The sequence below is a fragment of the Atlantibacter subterraneus genome (assembly GCF_007570865.1).
GTDB classification, from domain to species: domain Bacteria; phylum Pseudomonadota; class Gammaproteobacteria; order Enterobacterales; family Enterobacteriaceae; genus Atlantibacter; species Atlantibacter subterraneus.
In genome coordinates, this window is the sequence record NZ_VLPS01000013.1 from 14,117 (window position 1) to 32,312 (window position 18,196).

The 18,196-nt window shown below is 51.8% G+C and carries 15 protein-coding genes; 3 read left to right on the top strand and 12 right to left on the bottom strand.

Going from position 1 to position 18,196, the window contains the following annotated elements; translation table 11 throughout:
• Window positions 1-5: 5 nt before the first annotated feature.
• Entirely contained in the window at window positions 6-1,151 is a 1,146-nt protein-coding gene (locus FND52_RS21360) for an SIS domain-containing protein (protein WP_144133172.1), read from the bottom strand.
• An 87-nt stretch (window positions 1,152-1,238) separates the two neighbouring features.
• On the opposite strand from FND52_RS21360, the gene FND52_RS21365 reads away from it, so the two are divergent.
• Window positions 1,239-1,982 carry a GntR family transcriptional regulator gene (locus tag FND52_RS21365; protein ID WP_144133174.1) on the top strand — a complete coding sequence of 248 codons (744 nt, stop codon included), beginning with the start codon at window positions 1,239-1,241 and terminating at the stop codon, window positions 1,980-1,982.
• Here FND52_RS21365 and FND52_RS21370 read toward each other — a convergent pair.
• Both FND52_RS21370 and celB read right to left on the bottom strand, forming a co-directional pair.
• The gene (locus FND52_RS21370) at window positions 1,959-3,272 is read right to left on the bottom strand and encodes a 6-phospho-beta-glucosidase (RefSeq protein WP_144133176.1); all 1,314 of its coding nucleotides are present in this window, start codon (window positions 3,270-3,272) and stop codon (window positions 1,959-1,961) included. The two genes, FND52_RS21365 and FND52_RS21370, sit on opposite strands and share 24 nt — an antisense overlap.
• 14 nt (window positions 3,273-3,286) lie before the next feature.
• On the bottom strand, window positions 3,287-4,612 hold the full coding sequence (gene celB, locus FND52_RS21375; protein WP_144133179.1) for a PTS cellobiose transporter subunit IIC: 1,326 nt from the start codon (window positions 4,610-4,612) through the stop codon (window positions 3,287-3,289).
• Window positions 4,613-4,806: 194 nt separating this feature from the next.
• On the opposite strand from celB, the gene FND52_RS21380 reads away from it, so the two are divergent.
• Window positions 4,807-5,112 carry a PTS sugar transporter subunit IIB gene (locus FND52_RS21380; protein WP_125295705.1) on the top strand — a complete coding sequence of 102 codons (306 nt, stop codon included), beginning with the start codon at window positions 4,807-4,809 and terminating at the stop codon, window positions 5,110-5,112.
• Between the two features lie 2 nt (window positions 5,113-5,114).
• Window positions 5,115-5,432, top strand: a complete 318-nt coding sequence (locus tag FND52_RS21385; protein ID WP_125295706.1) for a PTS lactose/cellobiose transporter subunit IIA — start codon at window positions 5,115-5,117, stop codon at window positions 5,430-5,432.
• Window positions 5,433-5,488: 56 nt separating this feature from the next.
• Here the strand turns inward: FND52_RS21385 and rpoC are convergent, their stop codons facing one another.
• The 9 genes from rpoC to FND52_RS21430 all read right to left on the bottom strand — a co-directional run.
• Window positions 5,489-9,712 (bottom strand): DNA-directed RNA polymerase subunit beta', encoded by a 4,224-nt coding sequence (gene rpoC / locus FND52_RS21390; protein WP_125295707.1) that lies wholly within the window; start codon window positions 9,710-9,712, stop codon window positions 5,489-5,491.
• A 76-nt stretch (window positions 9,713-9,788) separates the two neighbouring features.
• Window positions 9,789-13,817 (bottom strand): DNA-directed RNA polymerase subunit beta, encoded by a 4,029-nt coding sequence (gene rpoB / locus FND52_RS21395; RefSeq protein ID WP_125295708.1) that lies wholly within the window; start codon window positions 13,815-13,817, stop codon window positions 9,789-9,791.
• 320 nt (window positions 13,818-14,137) lie between these two features.
• The gene (gene rplL / locus FND52_RS21400) at window positions 14,138-14,503 is read right to left on the bottom strand and encodes a 50S ribosomal protein L7/L12 (protein WP_002884142.1); all 366 of its coding nucleotides are present in this window, start codon (window positions 14,501-14,503) and stop codon (window positions 14,138-14,140) included.
• Window positions 14,504-14,569: 66 nt separating this feature from the next.
• Window positions 14,570-15,067: a 50S ribosomal protein L10 gene (gene rplJ / locus FND52_RS21405; protein ID WP_002438625.1), complete on the bottom strand. Its 498-nt coding sequence runs from the start codon at window positions 15,065-15,067 to the stop codon at window positions 14,570-14,572.
• Window positions 15,068-15,414: 347 nt separating this feature from the next.
• Window positions 15,415-16,119: a 50S ribosomal protein L1 gene (gene rplA / locus FND52_RS21410; RefSeq protein ID WP_125295709.1), complete on the bottom strand. Its 705-nt coding sequence runs from the start codon at window positions 16,117-16,119 to the stop codon at window positions 15,415-15,417.
• Window positions 16,120-16,122: 3 nt separating this feature from the next.
• Window positions 16,123-16,551: a 50S ribosomal protein L11 gene (rplK, locus tag FND52_RS21415; RefSeq protein WP_002438627.1), complete on the bottom strand. Its 429-nt coding sequence runs from the start codon at window positions 16,549-16,551 to the stop codon at window positions 16,123-16,125.
• A 154-nt stretch (window positions 16,552-16,705) separates the two neighbouring features.
• Window positions 16,706-17,251, bottom strand: coding sequence for a transcription termination/antitermination protein NusG (gene nusG / locus FND52_RS21420; RefSeq protein WP_125295710.1), 546 nt, complete (start codon window positions 17,249-17,251; stop codon window positions 16,706-16,708).
• Window position 17,252: 1 nt separating this feature from the next.
• Entirely contained in the window at window positions 17,253-17,636 is a 384-nt protein-coding gene (secE, locus tag FND52_RS21425; protein WP_002438629.1) for a preprotein translocase subunit SecE, read from the bottom strand.
• A 281-nt stretch (window positions 17,637-17,917) separates the two neighbouring features.
• A partial coding sequence (locus FND52_RS21430; protein WP_000317395.1) for an EF-Tu C-terminal domain-related protein occupies window positions 17,918-18,196 on the bottom strand: 279 nt, incomplete at its 5' end.

Genomic DNA, 18,196 nt, shown 5'->3' on the forward strand with positions numbered 1-18,196 from the left:
CATTATCAATACACGGTGACGTTTGCCACTTTGGCGACTTTACCGTCGCGCGAAGGCATATCCGGCGTGACGCCAAGCTCAATCGCGCAATACAGCCCGGCCAGTTGGGCAAACAGCACATACAGCATGGCAGCCCACGCTTCATGGAAATCAGCCAGTTCCGGGCAGGCAAAATGGAAGTAGCGATCGGCGACCTGAGCGTGGTCCGGCAGCGCATCATGGCCAATAGCAACAATCTGCGCCAGCGGGCTTCTTTCACGCCTTAATTCCACCAGCATATCTTTGTCATAACGGTGAATATCAGGGTTCGCGGCCATGTACCCCACCACCGTCGCGTCGCGGTTGATGATTAATTTAGGGCCATGACGAAACTCCAGCATGGAATGCCAGGCCGTCATCACCTGTCCGTTGCCCATTTCCAGCAGTTTCAGGCTGGATTCGCAGGCAATCGCTTTTAACGATAATGCGCCCAACGCGACCACGTTATTACGCCGTCCCGCCGCCCACTGTTCAATTCCCGCCGCCTCGTGTTCAAAGAAGTAACTCGCGCCGCGTTGCAACAGCGGTAATATCTTCTCCGCCTGGTGCCATTGTTCCGGCACCAGCAGCAGCATCGTATACCACATCGGTATCGTGAATTCAGAGGTTGCGGCGAAGCTTCCGTTGGACGTGTCGTCCGGTGCAGGGATAAACATTCTGGTGGGGGAGTGATTAGCCAGCTTCGCCAGCCTGCTGGATGGGTTATTAGTGATAGCGATATAAGGCGTTTGCGGCGCGGCGGATAATATTTGCTCCGTGACGTTTACTGTTTCCGGGGTATTTCCGGAACTGCTCACCGATACCAGCACAATATCGGAAGGTATGGGGTGCGGTTGTAGAATTAAATCCGTGGCGGGAACGATCTCGACGGGCCGGGAAACAACGCTTCGCAACCAGTTAGCCGCCGCCTGTGCCGCGAGCAGCGACGAGCCCGCGCCGGTAATCAGTATCCTGTTACCCGGTGGGCAGGCTTGCCAGAATGCGGCGATTGCCTCCTGCCGCTGTTTAACCTGCTCCAGCCCTTCTTGCCACAGACGAGGTTGATTAAGAATAGCGCTAACCGTCAGATGAGCGCCTTTTTGCTGCCAGTATGCTTCATTATGATTTAACATGATTATTTTCCATCCATTACTGAATTTGCGCCGTGCCGGAACGGGAGCATTGCCTGCCGACAGTTGCGTGATCCTTACGGGAAAGCCATGAAACCGTTGTATGTCCTTATCCGCGATACCCTGAAACGTGACATCCACAGCCAGAAGTATCAGGTAGGATCTCTTATCCCTTCTGAACGTGAGCTGGCTGAGAAATACCAGGTCACACGCGCCACCGTGCAAAAAGCCATCGCGCAACTGGAGCAGGAAGGGCTGGTAAAAAAGATTGTCGGTAAAGGGACCTATGTGAACCGTGCGGTTTCGCAGCCAACCTACTTACTTAATCCCGGCGGTGAGGGCAGCTCGCTTGGCGTCACTCATGAACTTCGCGGCAAAGTCACTATTACCAGCCGTCTTATCTATCATGTCCATCAACCGGCAGGAGAATTGCTGAATAGCCAGTTCGGCGTGCCGGAAAATGAACCTGTACACGCTATTCGCCGGGTTCGGCTGTTTGATAACGTTCCGGTTATGATTGAAGACAGCTATATACCGCTGGCGATCGTTAGCGATATTGATGATGAAATCCTTCAGAATCATTCCCTGTATGCCTTTATCGAACAAAACTGCGGCCAGAAAATTGGCGGTTCCGATGCGCTGGTCAGCGCCAGTTTGTTTGATAAGGAAATGGCCGCGCTGCTGGAAATCACGGCCAACTCACCGATGCTGCATATTAAAGAAAGTACCTGGCTTGAGGACGGTACGGTATTTAACTATTCGTGGAGTTATAACCGTGGAGACCTGTTCCGCATGCGCAGCCGAAAGTCATTATTCCCGAAAAAACTGGGGTAAATACTCACGATGTGCTTCCAGCAATTCATCCAGTACCCCTTTGGCAACCTTGCCTGATGGCACCAGCGGATTCAGCGTTAACGCCTGCAACGCTGCCCCGTAATCCCCGGTCACTGCGGCTTCCACTGCCATTTCTTCCCAGGATTTCATTAATGACACCAGTCCGCACACCGTCGCGGGTAGCGGATCGTTATTCAAGGGGATCGCCCCGTAGCGGCCAATCACACAGGTCGTTTCGATTGCCACATCATCAGGTAAAGAGCGGATAGCACCGTTATTGCGGATATTTACCGTCATCAACAAATTCTTGTCGTTGTGAATAGCGCTAATTAATTCACAAGCCGCCTCGGAATAATAAGCGCCGCCGCGCTGCTCCAGCTGTTTGGGTTTTTCATGGAGCGACGGATTTTTATAGAGCTCAAATAATTCATGCTCAACTTTTTGAACGACTTCACCCCGCGTACCGTGTTCGGCGAACTCCTTCAGTTGAGTTTCCAGCACATCGCTGGTGGCATAGTAATATTGATGGTAAGGGCATGGGATCACACCCAGATGCTGAATTTGCGCCTGTAACCACGGAATGTCAGGGATATTTTTCGGTTTGTGCGCACTATCATATCGAAGATTTTTAAGTACCTGCGGCATGACATCTTTTCCGTCCATATAGACATGGGTGCCGTAGAGGAAATGATTCAGTCCGGTGAGATGCAGTAAAAAGCGTGACTTATCAACCCCAAGGATCTCCGCCACCATGCGCTGCATCGACTGGGATAAATTACACAGGCCGATGCACTTTATTTTACTGTGCTTGAGCACCGCTTCAGTAACAATGCCGCTGGGATTAGTGAAGTTAATTAACCAGGCGTCCGGACAGAGCTCCTCCATGTCGCGACAGATATCCAGAATCACCGGGATAGTACGCAAAGCTTTAGCAAACCCGCCGGCCCCGTTAGTTTCCTGACCAATTAAGCCATGAGAAAGCGGGATGCGTTCATCTTTGATACGCGCATCCAGTTGGCCAACCCGCAGTTGGGTAGTAACAAAATCAGCGTTTTCTAGCGCCTCGCGGCGGTTCAGCGTTAAATAGATCTGGCAATCAATACCCGCCGCTTCAACCATGCGTTTCGCCAGGTTGCCAACAACTTCAAGTTTCTCCCGCCCGGCTTCCACATCTACCAGCCAAATTTCTTTGATCGGCATTTCGCTGTAACGCTGGATAAACCCTTCGATAATCTCCGGCGTATAAGAGCTCCCGCCACCAATAGTGACAATCTTTAATTTCTTACTCATATCCAGATCCTTTTTTATTCGGTAGCGAGGGGTTGAACGGCAGTTAAGGGGTCATCTACCGCATTTTCTTCGCGCAAATACTGCTTATCTAACGCCATGACAAAGGGATAATAAATCGTCATGGCGACAGCCAAATTAATTGCCTGAAAAAGCATGCCTTTCCAGCCACATATCAGAAACCCACTGATAAAAATGGGTGTTGTCCAGGGTATTTCCAGGCCAGACGTTAATGGCAACAGACCGAAGCTCATCGCGCTATAGGTAATGACGCACAACACAACCGGAACAATAATAAAAGGAATAAATAAAACAGGGTTTAACGCAATGGGGACGCCAAAGATAATCGGCTCATTAATATTAAATATGGCAGCCGGAGACGCCAGTTTAGCTATTTCGCGCATCCTTTTACTTTTTGCTCTGAAAAGCATGACCAGCAACATTGCCAGAGTAAAACCCGTACCGCCACAGATAAGAAACACATCGCGGAATTGTTGCGTGATGATATTAACGGGCGGTAAGCCTTGCTTCATTGCCTGCATATTTTCCAGCGTTAATGAACGCCAGATTGGCCCCATAATGGCTGTAACAATAGAGTCGCCATGCAGACCAAAAAACCAGAAGAAACTCACAAAGAACTCAGCGACCATTTGTGATGGCAGCGTATTACCCAGTTCCATCATTGGCGCTTGCAGTACTTTGAATATCATCTCCTGAGCGGTGCCAAAAGGCGTAATCTCAAAGACTAAACGCGCCAGCCAAAACAACACCACAATCATGAATGAAGGGATCAGCGAACTAAAGCTGTTGGCGACGGCTGGCGGAACGCTGGAAGGCATTTGGATCGTTAAACGTGGATGATTGAACAGCCGATATAAACGCACCGCGATTATCGTTACGATCAGTGATAAGAATAAGCCCTGGGCACCCAGCGCCGAAACAGGAATAACATCGCTTACCACGCCATTTTCAACGGGCGCTCTGAACGGCGTAACAATTAAAAAACTCACCAACGAGATTAACGCACATGAGATTTCATTAAGCTGCCACCTTTTCGCTAAGCTAACGCTGGTACTTACCACGACTAACAGCGCCATGATGGAATACGTTGCGTCGAGCACATAATTTAAACGGCCAATGAATTTTTCGCCAAAGCAGCGAATAATAAACTCGTTGTAGCCAGGAATAGGTAAGTTAGCAATAAGTAAGAAAAAAGAACCGATAATCAAAAAGGGCATGATACGAATAAAGCCATCTTTGATGGCAGAGAGATAGTCATTCCCTTCAATTTTCATTGCCAACGGCAGTATTTTTCTTTCCATCAGTTCAGTGAAATTATTCATAGATATCCCTGATCGATTATTTATCGTTAAGTGGTATATACCACTTCATTTGAGACTAAGCCTGTGTTTATGCACTGTCAATCCTGCATTTCTGTTTTGTGATAACTCACGCATATTCGAATTATTCAGGTTGTTGCCGACAAGCGGCAGGGATAATTATCATGTTAATAATCAGGAAACAGTGGATACGACTTATGAAGAATATCGTTTTGTGCTGTGCTGCCGGGATGTCCACCAGCATGTTAGTGCAACGCATGCAGGATGCAGCGCAGAAAAAAGGCATTGAAGTGTCGATTAAAGCGGTACCCGTCGCCGAGTTTAAAGAGAATCTCGACAGTGCAGATATCATTTTACTCGGCCCGCAGGTGAAATATGAACAGGCAAAACTCCAGGCGCTTGCCGATCCACAAGGTAAAAAAGTCGCGGTCATCGATATGATGGATTACGGCATGATGAAGGGCGACGCGGTGCTGGAGAAAGCACTGAAGCTGATGGAGTAGACATGGACGATTTGGAAAGCATTATTATGGAGCTATTAGTCAATGCAGGCGCGGCGCGCAGCGAGGCATTAAGCGCGCTACGATTAGCAAGAAGCAATGACTTTAGCGGTGCCGAACAGGCAATGGTGCAATCACGCGAATTCGTTAAGCAGGCCCATAAAATCCAAACCCAGCTCATCGGCATGGATGAGGGCTCCGGCAAGCTGCCGGTGAATCTGATTACCGTGCATTCTCAGGATCACCTGATGAATGCGATGGTGATTCAGGATTTGGCAGAGGATTTAATTGAACTTTACCGACGCCTGCCACCAGCAAACTGATTTATTGCAGCCATAAAAAAACCCGCCGAAGCGGGTTTTTTATTAGCTGAGCACGATTACTCGTTATCAGAACCACCCAGACCTGCGTTCAGCAGTTCTGCGAGGCTGGCAGTTGCGTCTTCTGCAGTCACCTGCGGTGCAGCCGGGAGTTCACCCGCAGCACGGCGACGCATACGATCCTGGTGGTACGCATAACCGGTACCCGCCGGGATCAGACGACCCACGATCACGTTCTCTTTCAGGCCGCGCAGTTCGTCGCGTTTACCCGCAACCGCTGCTTCGGTCAGCACACGAGTGGTCTCCTGGAACGATGCCGCGGAGATGAAGGACTCGGTTGCCAGAGAGGCTTTGGTGATACCCAGCAGATCGCGCGCGTAAGTCACGCCAATCTTACCGTTCGCTTCCAGTTCGCGGTTAGCGATCTTGATGCGGGAGTATTCAGCCTGCTCGCCTTCCAGGAAGTCGGAGCTGCCTGCGTTAACGATGGTTGCTTTACGCAGCATCTGACGAACGATAACTTCGATGTGCTTATCGTTAATCTTAACGCCCTGCAGACGGTAAACGTCCTGCACTTCGTTAGTGATGTAACGGGTCACAGCATGGACGCCACGCAGACGCAGAATGTCGTGCGGCGCTTCCGGGCCGTCAGACACTACGTCGCCGCGTTCAACGCGTTCACCTTCGAACACGTTAAGCTGACGCCATTTCGGAATCATCTCTTCGTACGGATCGCTACCATCAACCGGCGTGATCACCAGACGGCGTTTACCTTTGGTTTCTTTACCGAAGGAAATGATACCGCTGATTTCCGCCAGGATTGCCGGCTCTTTCGGACGACGCGCTTCGAACAGATCCGCAACGCGCGGCAGACCACCGGTGATATCCTTGGTACCGCTGGATTCCTGCGGAATACGCGCCAGAGCATCACCCGCACCGATCTGAATGCCATCTTCCAGCTGAACAATCGCTTTACCCGGCAGGAAGTACTGCGCAGGCATATCGGTGCCTGGGATCAGAACGTCATTACCGTTGGCATCAACGATTTTCAGTGCAGGACGCAGATCTTTACCACCTGCGGTACGTTCAGCAGAATCCAGAACCACCAGAGATGACAGACCGGTCAACTCGTCGGTCTGACGAGTAATGGTCTGGCCGTCGATCATGTCAGTAAAGCGGATGAAACCACTTACTTCGGTGATAACCGGCATGGTGTGCGGGTCCCAGTTTGCCACGGTTTCGCCGCCAGCAACCTGCTCGCCATCACCCTTCGCCATAACCGCGCCGTAAGGCACTTTATAGCTCTCTTTGGTACGACCGAATTCGTCGATCAGCTTCAGCTCGGTGTTACGAGAAGTGATAACCAGTTTACCGCTGGAGTTCACAACCGACTTCGCGTTGCTGAGCTTGATGCTACCTTTGTTTTTCACCTGGATGCTGGATTCAGCAGCCGCACGCGATGCCGCACCACCGATGTGGAACGTACGCATCGTCAGCTGTGTACCCGGCTCACCGATGGACTGTGCCGCGATAACGCCGATAGCTTCACCTTTGTTGATGATGTGGCCACGCGCCAGGTCACGACCGTAGCAGTGCGCACATACACCAAAGTCGGTGTCACAGGATACAACGGAGCGAACTTTCACTGAGTCAACAGAGTTAGCTTCTAACACGTCACACCACTGTTCGTGGAGCAGCGTATTACGCGGCACCAGGATGTCAGCAGTGCCCGGCTTCAGCACGTCTTCTGCAGTGACACGACCCAGAACGCGGTCGCGCAGCGGCTCTTTAACGTCGCCACCCTCGATAACCGGGGTCATCATGATACCTTCATGGGTACCACAATCGTCTTCAGTGACCACCAGGTCCTGCGCCACGTCAACCAGACGACGGGTCAGGTAACCGGAGTTCGCAGTTTTCAGTGCGGTATCCGCCAGACCTTTACGCGCACCGTGCGTGGAGATGAAGTACTGGAGTACGTTCAGACCTTCACGGAAGTTCGCGGTGATCGGCGTTTCGATGATGGAGCCATCCGGCTTCGCCATCAGACCACGCATACCCGCAAGCTGACGAATCTGTGCAGCAGAACCACGCGCACCGGAGTCGGCCATCATGTAGATGCTGTTAAAGGAAACCTGTTGCTCTTCTTCGCCGTTACGGTTAATAACGGTTTCAGTTTGCAGGTTATCCATCATCGCTTTGGATACACGATCGTTCGCCGCAGCCCAGATATCGATAACTTTGTTATAGCGTTCGCCAGCGGTTACCAGACCAGACTGGAACTGTTCCTGAATCTCAGCAACTTCGGCTTCCGCTTCGGAGATGATCTCGTGTTTCTTCTCCGGGATAACCATGTCGTCGATACCTACGGACGCACCTGAGCGCGCTGCATAGGCAAAACCGGTATACATGGTCTGGTCAGCAAAAATTACGGTCGGCTTCAGGCCCAGAATGCGGTAACAGGTGTTCAGCATTTTGGAGATCGCTTTCTTGCCCAGCGCCTGGTTGACGATGGAGAAAGGCAGACCTTTCGGTACGATCATCCACAGGATCGCACGGCCAACGGTCGTATCGATCAGGCTGGTTTTCGCAACGAATTCGCCGTTAGCGTCTTTTTCGTATTCAGTGATACGCACTTTAACGCGCGCATGCAGAGAGGCCAGGCCAGCGCGATAAATACGCTCAGCTTCTTTCGGGCCCGTCAGCACCATGCCTTCGCCTTTGGCGTTAACACTGTCGCGGGTCATGTAGTACAGACCCAGTACAACGTCCTGAGACGGAACGATGATTGGCTCGCCGTTCGCTGGAGACAGGATGTTGTTGGTAGACATCATCAGCGCACGCGCTTCGAGCTGGGCTTCCAGCGTCAGCGGTACGTGAACAGCCATCTGGTCACCATCGAAGTCGGCGTTATAGGCCGCACAAACCAGCGGGTGCAGCTGGATCGCTTTACCTTCGATCAGAACCGGTTCGAACGCCTGAATACCCAGACGGTGCAGGGTCGGCGCACGGTTCAGCAGTACCGGGTGTTCGCGGATCACTTCGTCCAGGATATCCCAAACGACAGCTTCTTCACGCTCAACCATTTTCTTAGCGGCTTTGATGGTGGTGGCGAGTCCTCGCAGTTCCAGCTTGCCGTAGATGAACGGTTTGAACAGCTCCAGTGCCATTTTCTTCGGCAGACCGCACTGATGCAAACGCAGGTATGGACCTACGGTGATAACAGAACGACCGGAGTAGTCAACACGCTTACCGAGCAGGTTCTGACGGAAACGACCCTGTTTACCTTTGATCATATCGGCCAAAGATTTCAGAGGACGCTTGTTTGAACCGGTGATCGCACGACCGCGACGGCCGTTATCCAGCAGGGCGTCAACCGCTTCCTGCAGCATACGTTTTTCGTTGCGTACGATGATGTCCGGCGCAGCCAGATCCAGCAGACGTTTCAGACGGTTGTTACGGTTGATCACGCGACGATACAGATCGTTCAGATCGGAAGTCGCGAAACGACCGCCGTCCAGCGGTACCAGCGGGCGCAGATCTGGCGGCAGAACCGGCAGAACGGTCAGGATCATCCACTCCGGCTTGTTGCCAGACTGAACGAACGCTTCCAGCAGCTTGATACGCTTGGTCAGCTTTTTACGTTTCGTTTCGGAGTTGGTTTCGTTCAACTCTTCGCGCAGCTGTTCGCACTCCTGCTCCAGGTCCATGCTTTTCAGCAGGGCCTGAATAGCTTCGGCGCCCATTTTCGCGTCGAATTCGTCACCGAACTCTTCCAGCGCGTCCAGGTACTGTTCTTCGGTCAGGATCTGGCTACGTTCGAGGTTGGTCATGCCACCTTCGATAACCACATAAGATTCGAAGTACAGAACACGTTCGATATCGCGCAGCGGCATATCCAGCAGCAGGCCGATACGGGACGGCAGCGATTTCAGGAACCAAATGTGCGCGGTCGGAGAGGCCAGTTCGATGTGACCCATACGCTCACGGCGCACTTTAGTCTGGGTGACTTCAACGCCGCACTTCTCACAAATCACACCACGGTGTTTCAGGCGCTTGTACTTACCGCACAGGCACTCGTAGTCTTTTACTGGCCCGAAAATACGCGCACAGAAAAGGCCGTCACGCTCAGGCTTGAACGTACGGTAGTTGATGGTTTCCGGCTTCTTAACTTCACCGAACGACCATGAACGGATCATGTCTGGCGAGGCCAGAGCAATTTTGATCGCATCAAACTCTTCGGTTTTAGTCTGCGCTTTCAGAAACTTTAATAAATCTTTCACGGATTGGCTCCCGTCGGAGTTAGCACAATCTGCCGCCAGGTTTTACCCTGGCAGCAGTGACCTGTTTGAGCGAGAGTTACTCGTCTTCCAGCTCGATATTGATACCCAGCGAACGAATCTCTTTCAACAGTACGTTGAAGGATTCCGGCATGCCTGGTTCCATCTGATGGTTGCCATCCACGATGTTCTTATACATCTTGGTACGGCCGTTCACGTCATCAGACTTAACGGTCAGCATTTCCTGCAGAGTATAAGCAGCGCCGTATGCTTCCAGTGCCCACACTTCCATCTCACCGAAGCGCTGACCACCGAACTGCGCCTTACCACCCAGCGGCTGCTGAGTAACCAGGCTGTAAGAACCGGTGGAACGGGCGTGCATTTTGTCATCAACCAGGTGGTTCAGTTTCAGCATGTACATGTAGCCAACGGTAACCTGGCGCTCGAACTGCTCACCGGTACGACCGTCGAACAGCGTGATCTGACCGGAAGTCGGCAGGCCACCCAGCTGTAACAGTTCCTTGATTTCAGACTCTTTCGCACCGTCGAATACCGGCGTTGCAATCGGCATACCTTTTTTCAGGTTTTCAGCCAGACGCAGCACTTCTTCATCGCTGAAGGTGTTCAGGTCAACTTTCTGGCAAACGTCTGCACCGAGGTCATACGCTTTCTGGATGAATTCGCGCAGTTTGGCGACTTCCTGCTGCTGTTTCAGCATGGCGTTGATCTTATCGCCGATACCTTTCGCAGCCATACCCAGGTGGGTTTCCAGAATCTGACCAATGTTCATACGAGACGGTACGCCCAGCGGGTTCAGTACGATGTCTACCGGCGTGCCGTTTTCATCGTAAGGCATATCTTCGATCGGGTTGATCTTGGAGATAACACCTTTGTTACCGTGGCGGCCTGCCATCTTGTCACCCGGCTGAATCTGACGTTTAACGGCCAGATACACTTTAACGATTTTCAGCACGCCCGGTGCCAGGTCATCGCCCTGAGTGATTTTGCGGCGCTTAGCTTCGAGTTTCTTCTCAAACTCGTGCTTCAGCTCGTCGTACTGCTCAGCCAGCTGCTCAAGCTGATTCTGTTTGTCTTCATCGGTCAGGCCCAGTTCCAGCCAGCGATCGCGGGACAGTTTGTCGAGCTTCTCAGCTTCAACGCCGCCAGCAACCAGCACAGCATAGATACGACCAAACAGGCCGGCTTCAAGGATCTGCAGTTCTTCAGACAGGTCTTTCTTAGCCTGCTTGAGCTGCATCTCTTCGATTTCCAGGGCACGTTTGTCTTTTTCCACGCCATCGCGGGTAAAGACCTGAACGTCGATAACGGTACCGGACACGCCGTTCGGTACGCGCAGAGAAGAGTCTTTAACGTCAGACGCTTTCTCACCGAAGATCGCACGCAGCAGTTTCTCTTCCGGCGTCAGCTGGGTTTCACCTTTCGGCGTTACCTTGCCCACCAGAATGTCGCCGCCGGTCACTTCAGCACCAATGTAAACGATACCGGATTCATCCAGTTTGGAGAGCGCAGCTTCACCCACGTTCGGGATGTCAGCAGTGATCTCTTCCGGCCCCAGCTTGGTGTCACGGGACACGCACGCCAGTTCCTGAATGTGGATGGTCGTGAAACGGTCTTCCTGAACCACACGCTCGGAAACGAGGATGGAGTCTTCGAAGTTGTAACCATTCCACGGCATGAACGCTACGCGCATGTTCTGACCGAGCGCCAGTTCACCGAGGTCGGTGGACGGACCGTCTGCCAGCACGTCGCCGCGCTCAACCGGCTCACCCAGGGACACGCACGGCATCTGATTGATGCAGGTGTTCTGGTTAGAACGGGTGTATTTAGTCAGGTTATAGATGTCGATACCTGCTTCGCCCGGGTACATCTCGTCTTCGTTAACTTTAATAACGATACGGGACGCATCCACGTACTGAACGGTACCGCCACGTTTTGCAACGGCGGTTACGCCGGAGTCAACGGCAACAGCACGTTCCATACCGGTACCAACCAGCGGCTTATCAGCGCGCAGAGTCGGAACCGCCTGACGTTGCATGTTCGCACCCATCAATGCACGGTTGGCGTCATCGTGTTCCAGGAACGGGATCAGGGACGCACCGACGGAAACCACCTGCTGGGTGGAAACGTCCATGTAGTCAACCTGGTCGTTGCTGAACAAGCTGGATTCGCCTTTGCTACGGCAAGTAACCAGATCGTCGACGAAACGGCCTTCTTCGGTCAGGTTGGTGTTCGCCTGCGCGATCACGTAGTTACCTTCTTCGATAGCGGAGAGGTAATGGATCTCGTCAGTCACCACGCCATCAACAACGCGACGATACGGGGTTTCCAGGAAGCCGTATTCGTTAGTCTGCGCGTACACAGACAGGGAGTTGATCAGACCGATGTTCGGACCTTCAGGGGTTTCGATAGGACATACACGACCGTAGTGGGTTGGGTGTACGTCACGTACTTCAAAGCCCGCACGTTCACGAGTCAGACCGCCTGGGCCGAGTGCAGAGATACGACGCTTGTGCGTAATCTCAGACAGCGGGTTGTTCTGGTCCATAAACTGAGACAGCTGGCTGGAACCAAAGAACTCTTTCACTGCCGCAGAGATCGGCTTGGCGTTAATCATATCCTGCGGCATCAGGGTATCGAGATCGCCCAGAGACAGACGCTCTTTCACTGCACGCTCAACACGTACCAGGCCAACGCGGAATTGGTTTTCCGCCATTTCGCCTACGGAACGGATACGACGGTTGCCGAGGTGGTCGATATCATCCACTTCGCCTTTGCCGTTACGGATATCGATGAGCTTCTTCATCACTTCAATGATGTCGTCTTTGCTCAGGATACCGGAACCTTCAATCTCTTCGCGCAGCAGAGAACGGTTGAACTTCATACGGCCAACCGCGGACAGATCGTAGCGGTCTTCAGAGAAGAACAGGTTCTCGAACAGGCTTTCAGCAGCTTCGCGTGTCGGCGGCTCACCAGGGCGCATCATGCGGTAGATTTCTACCAGCGCGCTCAGACGATCGTTGGTCGGGTCGACGCGTACGGTTTCAGAGATGTACGCACCGTGATCCAGATCGTTGGTAAACAGCGTTTCGATGCGCTTGTGACCGGACTGGCTCAGTTTCGCCAGCAGATCCAGAGAGAGTTCCATGTTCGCCGCGCAAATCAGCTCGCCGGTGGACTCATCAACATAATCTTTTGCAGCCACTTTCCCGGCAATGTATTCAACCGGTACTTCGATGTGCTTAATCTCGTCTTTTTCAAGCTGACGAATATGGCGCGCGGTAATACGGCGGCCTTTTTCGACATACACTTTGCCGTCTGCTTCGATATCAAAAGAGGCGGTTTCGCCACGCAGACGCTCCGGGACCAGCTCCATTTGCAGCTTGTTGTCACGGATTTCAAAAATCACTTTCTCAAAGAACAGGTCAAGGATCTGTTCAGTGGTGTAGTTCAGCGCGCGCAGAATGATGGTTGCAGGCAGTTTACGGCGACGGTCGATACGGACAAACAGGTTGTCTTTCGGATCGAACTCGAAGTCCAGCCAGGAACCACGGTAAGGGATAATACGTGCGTTATACAGCACCTTACCTGAAGAGTGAGTTTTACCCTTGTCGCTGTCGAAGAACACACCCGGGCTACGGTGCAGCTGAGACACGATAACGCGCTCAGTACCGTTGATAACGAAGGTACCGTTATCGGTCATGAGCGGGATTTCGCCCATGTACACTTCTTGTTCTTTAATGTCTTTAACGGTGCCTTCCGGCGCTTCGCGCTCGTAGATCACCAGACGCAGTTTCACGCGCAGCGGAGCCGAATAGGTTACGCCACGAATTTGACACTCTTTAACGTCAAATACGGGTTCGCCAAGACGGTAACTGACGTACTGCAGTTCCGAGTTGCCGCTATAGCTCTTGATCGGGAACACGGAACGGAATGCCGCTTCCAGACCATACTGGCCTTCAGGATCTTGCTCGATAAACTTCTGGAACGAGTCAAGCTGGATAGAAAGGAGATAAGGAATGTCCAGCACTTGCGGACGTTTTCCAAAATCCTTACGAATACGTTTTTTCTCGGTATAGGAGTAAACCATAGGGTTCCTCAGCTCGCTGACAAGTCGACCCACTCTGTCCATTGAATAAGGACAGTTTATGCAACACCATTTTGTTGACCGGAAAATGGAACACTTTCCGCAATGCCTGTTTCTATCACTCTTAAATCATTTCGTTGCGATTTACACAGCGCACCTGCCCTGTCGCAATATATTAAGTCGTCGATAGAAATAACCATTGGGGGAAACCAGTAGATAAATAGTGTGAAAGGCTACTGGCGCCCTGTAGCGCAAAAAGGCTGGTGACCAAAAAGTCACCAGCCATCAGCCTGATTACTCAGGCTGCAACCAGAAAAGTTGGCTTATTTAACTTCAACTTCAGCGCCAGCTTCTTCCAGAGATTTTTTCAGAGCTTCTGCGTCGTCTTTGCTGATGCCTTCTTTCAGAGCGGCCGGAGCGGATTCAACCAGGTCTTTAGCTTCTTTCAGACCCAGGCCAGTCGCGCCACGTACAGCTTTGATTACGGCAACTTTGTTAGCGCCGGCAGCTTTCAGAATTACGTCGAATTCAGTTTTCTCTTCAGCAGCTTCAACCGGGCCAGCAGCAACGGCTACAGCGGCAGCAGCAGAAACACCGAATTTTTCTTCCATTGCAGAAATCAGTTCTACAACGTCCATTACGGACATAGCGGATACTGCTTCAATGATTTGATCTTTAGTGATAGACATTTAAATTGTTCCTGAAAATCAGAATAAAGTTATATGTAAGCAGATGCTTTATAAAGATAACTGCGATTAAGCAGCTTCTTTTGCATCGCGAACAGCAGCCAGAGTGCGAACCAGTTTGCCAGCCGAAGCTTCTTTCATGGTTGCCATCAGGCGTGCAATTGCTTCTTCGTAGGTCGGCAGGGTTGCCAGGCGATCGATTTGCGATGCCGGGATCAACTCACCTTCAAAGGCTGCAGCTTTGACCTCAAATTTTGCATTCGCTTTCGCGAACTCTTTGAACAGACGAGCAGCAGCGCCCGGGTGTTCCATAGAGTATGCAATCAGGGTCGGACCAACGAACGCGTCTTTCAGGCACTCAAATTGAGTCCCTTCAACAACACGGCGCAGCAGGGTGTTACGAACAACACGCATGTATACGCCGGCTTCGCGACCTGCTTTACGCAGTTCAGTCATTTTGTCTACAGTTACGCCACGGGAATCCGCAACTACTGCAGACAGCGCGCCTTTGGCTACTTCGCTGACTTCAGCAACAATCGCTTGTTTGTCTTGAAGATTTAAAGCCATTAGCTTTGCTCCTGGATGTTTGCCGGGACTCATGTCCCGGAACTCACTTCACTCTTCCCAAAAAGAAAAGAGCGTCTTAATACGGTGAGCAGAAACAAGCCAAAGAAAACTTTTAAAAAGGTCTTCAGGTTCTGTCACCGTCTACGCAGGACATTAAGTTTCAAAGAAACACCTGCGGTCTTGGACGGGGCCTGGATAAGGCCAGGCTCCAACCGAAAATTCTGTCTATACGTTCACCTTTTGAATCACTTTATGATTCGCGTGGCTCGCATAGCGTTCTGTCTGATTCGACAGAATCGTGGGCGTAAGATTGTAGACAAATCCGCCGCCCACGTAAATAGCGAATATTAGTTCGCTGATGCGTTCAGACCAGCCTGGTCAACCGCAACACCCGCACCCATGGTGGTGGAGATGCTAACTTTCTTGATGAAAATACCTTTTGCCTGAGACGGTTTTGCTTTTTTCAGCGCAACCAGCAGGGCTTCCAGGTTTTCTTTCAGTTTGTCAGCGTCAAAGTCCACTTTACCGATGGTGGTGTGGATGATGCCGTTTTTGTCGTTACGGTAACGAACCTGACCGGCTTTGGCGTTTTTAACCGCTTCAGCAACGTTCGGGGTTACAGTACCCACTTTCGGGTTCGGCATCAGGCCGCGCGGGCCCAGAACCTGGCCCAACTGGCCAACAACGCGCATTGCATCCGGGGAAGCAATAACAACGTCAAAGTTCATTTCGCCTTTCTTGATCTGCTCAGCCAGATCTTCCATACCTACCAGCTCAGCGCCAGCAGCTTTAGCTGCTTCAGCGTTCGGGCCCTGGGTAAATACAGCTACGCGAACTGAACGGCCAGTACCGTGCGGCAGTACAGTTGCACCACGTACGTTCTGGTCAGATTTACGCGCGTCGATGCCGAGGTTAACAGCAACGTCAACGCTTTCTACGAATTTAGCGGTAGCCAGCTCTTTCAGCAGAGAAATAGCTTCGTTGATGTCGTACTGTTTGGTCGCATCAACTTTCTCACGGATCACACGCATGCGCTTGGTCAGTTTAGCCATTTCTTAGTCCTCCACTACCAGGCCCATGGAACGAGCAGTGCCTTCGATTGAGCGAGTCATCGCTTCAATGTCAGCACCAGTCATGTCCGCTGCTTTAGTCTGCGCGATTTCCTGCACCTGAGCGCGGGTTACTTTACCCACTTTGTCTTTGTTCGGCTTGCCGGAACCAGACTTGATACCAGCCGCTTTTTTCAGCAGAACTGCTGCCGGCGGAGTTTTGGTAACGAAGGTGAAAGAACGGTCAGCATAAACGGTGATAACAACCGGGATCGGCAGACCTTTTTCGATGGAATCAGTTTTTGCGTTGAACGCTTTGCAGAATTCCATGATGTTCACGCCCTGCTGGCCCAGTGCCGGACCAACTGGCGGACTCGGGTTCGCCATACCAGCTGCTACTTGCAGCTTAACGTAGGCTTGTACTTTCTTAGCCATTCTAAATTCCTCTGATTGGGTAATAGCGCTTCAGCGAAGCTCCCCGTGATAAAAATCGTTTTACGGGCAAAGCCCATAAAAACAAAAGGCGCGAAATTGTAGTCCAATCTCGCGCCCTGTGCAACGATTAATCGCTGCTTTTACAACCTGACTGTTAGGCCTTTTCGACCTGAGCAAAGTCCAGTTCGACTGGCGTTGCGCGTCCGAAAATGGATACAGACACTTTCAGGCGGCTTTTCTCGTAATCGACTTCTTCAACAACGCCGTTGAAGTCAGCAAACGGACCATCGCTAACACGAACCATCTCACCCGGTTCAAACAGCGTTTTCGGACGCGGCTTATCACCTACCTGCTGCAGGCGGTTCATAATCGCATCGACTTCTTTATCGCTGATCGGAGCCGGACGATCCGAAGTACCACCGATGAAGCCCATCACACGCGGCACGCTGCGCACTAAGTGCCAGCTCGCATCATTCATGACCATTTGGACCAGCACATAGCCCGGGAAGAATTTGCGTTCGCTTTTGCGACGCTGGCCGCCGCGGATTTCCACAACTTCTTCAGTTGGGACCATCACGTCGCCAAATAACTCTTCCATGTTATGTAATTTGATATGCTCGCGCAGGGAAGTCGCTACGCGGCCTTCAAAACCGGAAAACGCCTGAACGACGTACCAGCGCTTTTTAGGAGCTTCAGACATCTCAGAACCTCAGGCCAGTGATAAAAGAAACCAGGCGGACCAGAATACCATCCAGGCCCCACAGGATCAGTGACATTACAGCAGTAACCGCCGCTACAATTAACGTGGTATGCAATGTTTCCTGGCGAGTTGGCCAAATCACTTTACGGACTTCGGTTCTCGCTTCACGGGCAAACGCCACAGTCGCTTTGCCTTTCGTGGTCAGCAGCGCAACGCCGCCCGCTGCCGCAATTAAAATCACCACTGCCAGGGCACGCAACGGCAGGGATATATCACGATAAATGTAGTTGCCTACGATAGCTACGATCAGCAGCACCGCCACGGCGATCCATTTCATCGCTTCCAGGCCGCGCCCACTTCCCTGAGCTTCGGTATTCGCACTCATAAACCAACCTGTCACAATAAATCAGACAAACATTTTTGCCCCGCTACTACGAGGCAAACCGAACCGAATCGCGTATTTCCGTCATTTTTCAATGGGTTACTGAATTAATCAGCAACATGGCGGAGGATAAATGCTTCGGACTAAACGCCCTCTTCAGAGCCTGTCTCAGCAATGATTATGAGAAAGAAATCACTGATGAGCCAGGTTCTGGTTCGAAAGCGTGCAAAAAGGGCATCAAATGATGCCCTTTTCATGCGCATTGCGTCAAATGTTATCAGCGATTAGCCGAGAACTTTAGCAACCACGCCCGCGCCAACGGTACGGCCGCCTTCACGGATTGCGAAACGCAGACCGTCGTCCATCGCGATCGGGTGGATCAGGGTAACAACCATTTTGATGTTGTCGCCCGGCATTACCATCTCAACGCCTTCCGGCAGTTCAATGGTGCCAGTCACGTCAGTGGTACGGAAGTAGAACTGCGGACGGTAGCCTTTGAAGAACGGAGTGTGACGGCCGCCTTCGTCTTTGGACAGAATGTACACTTCAGATTCGAACTTGGT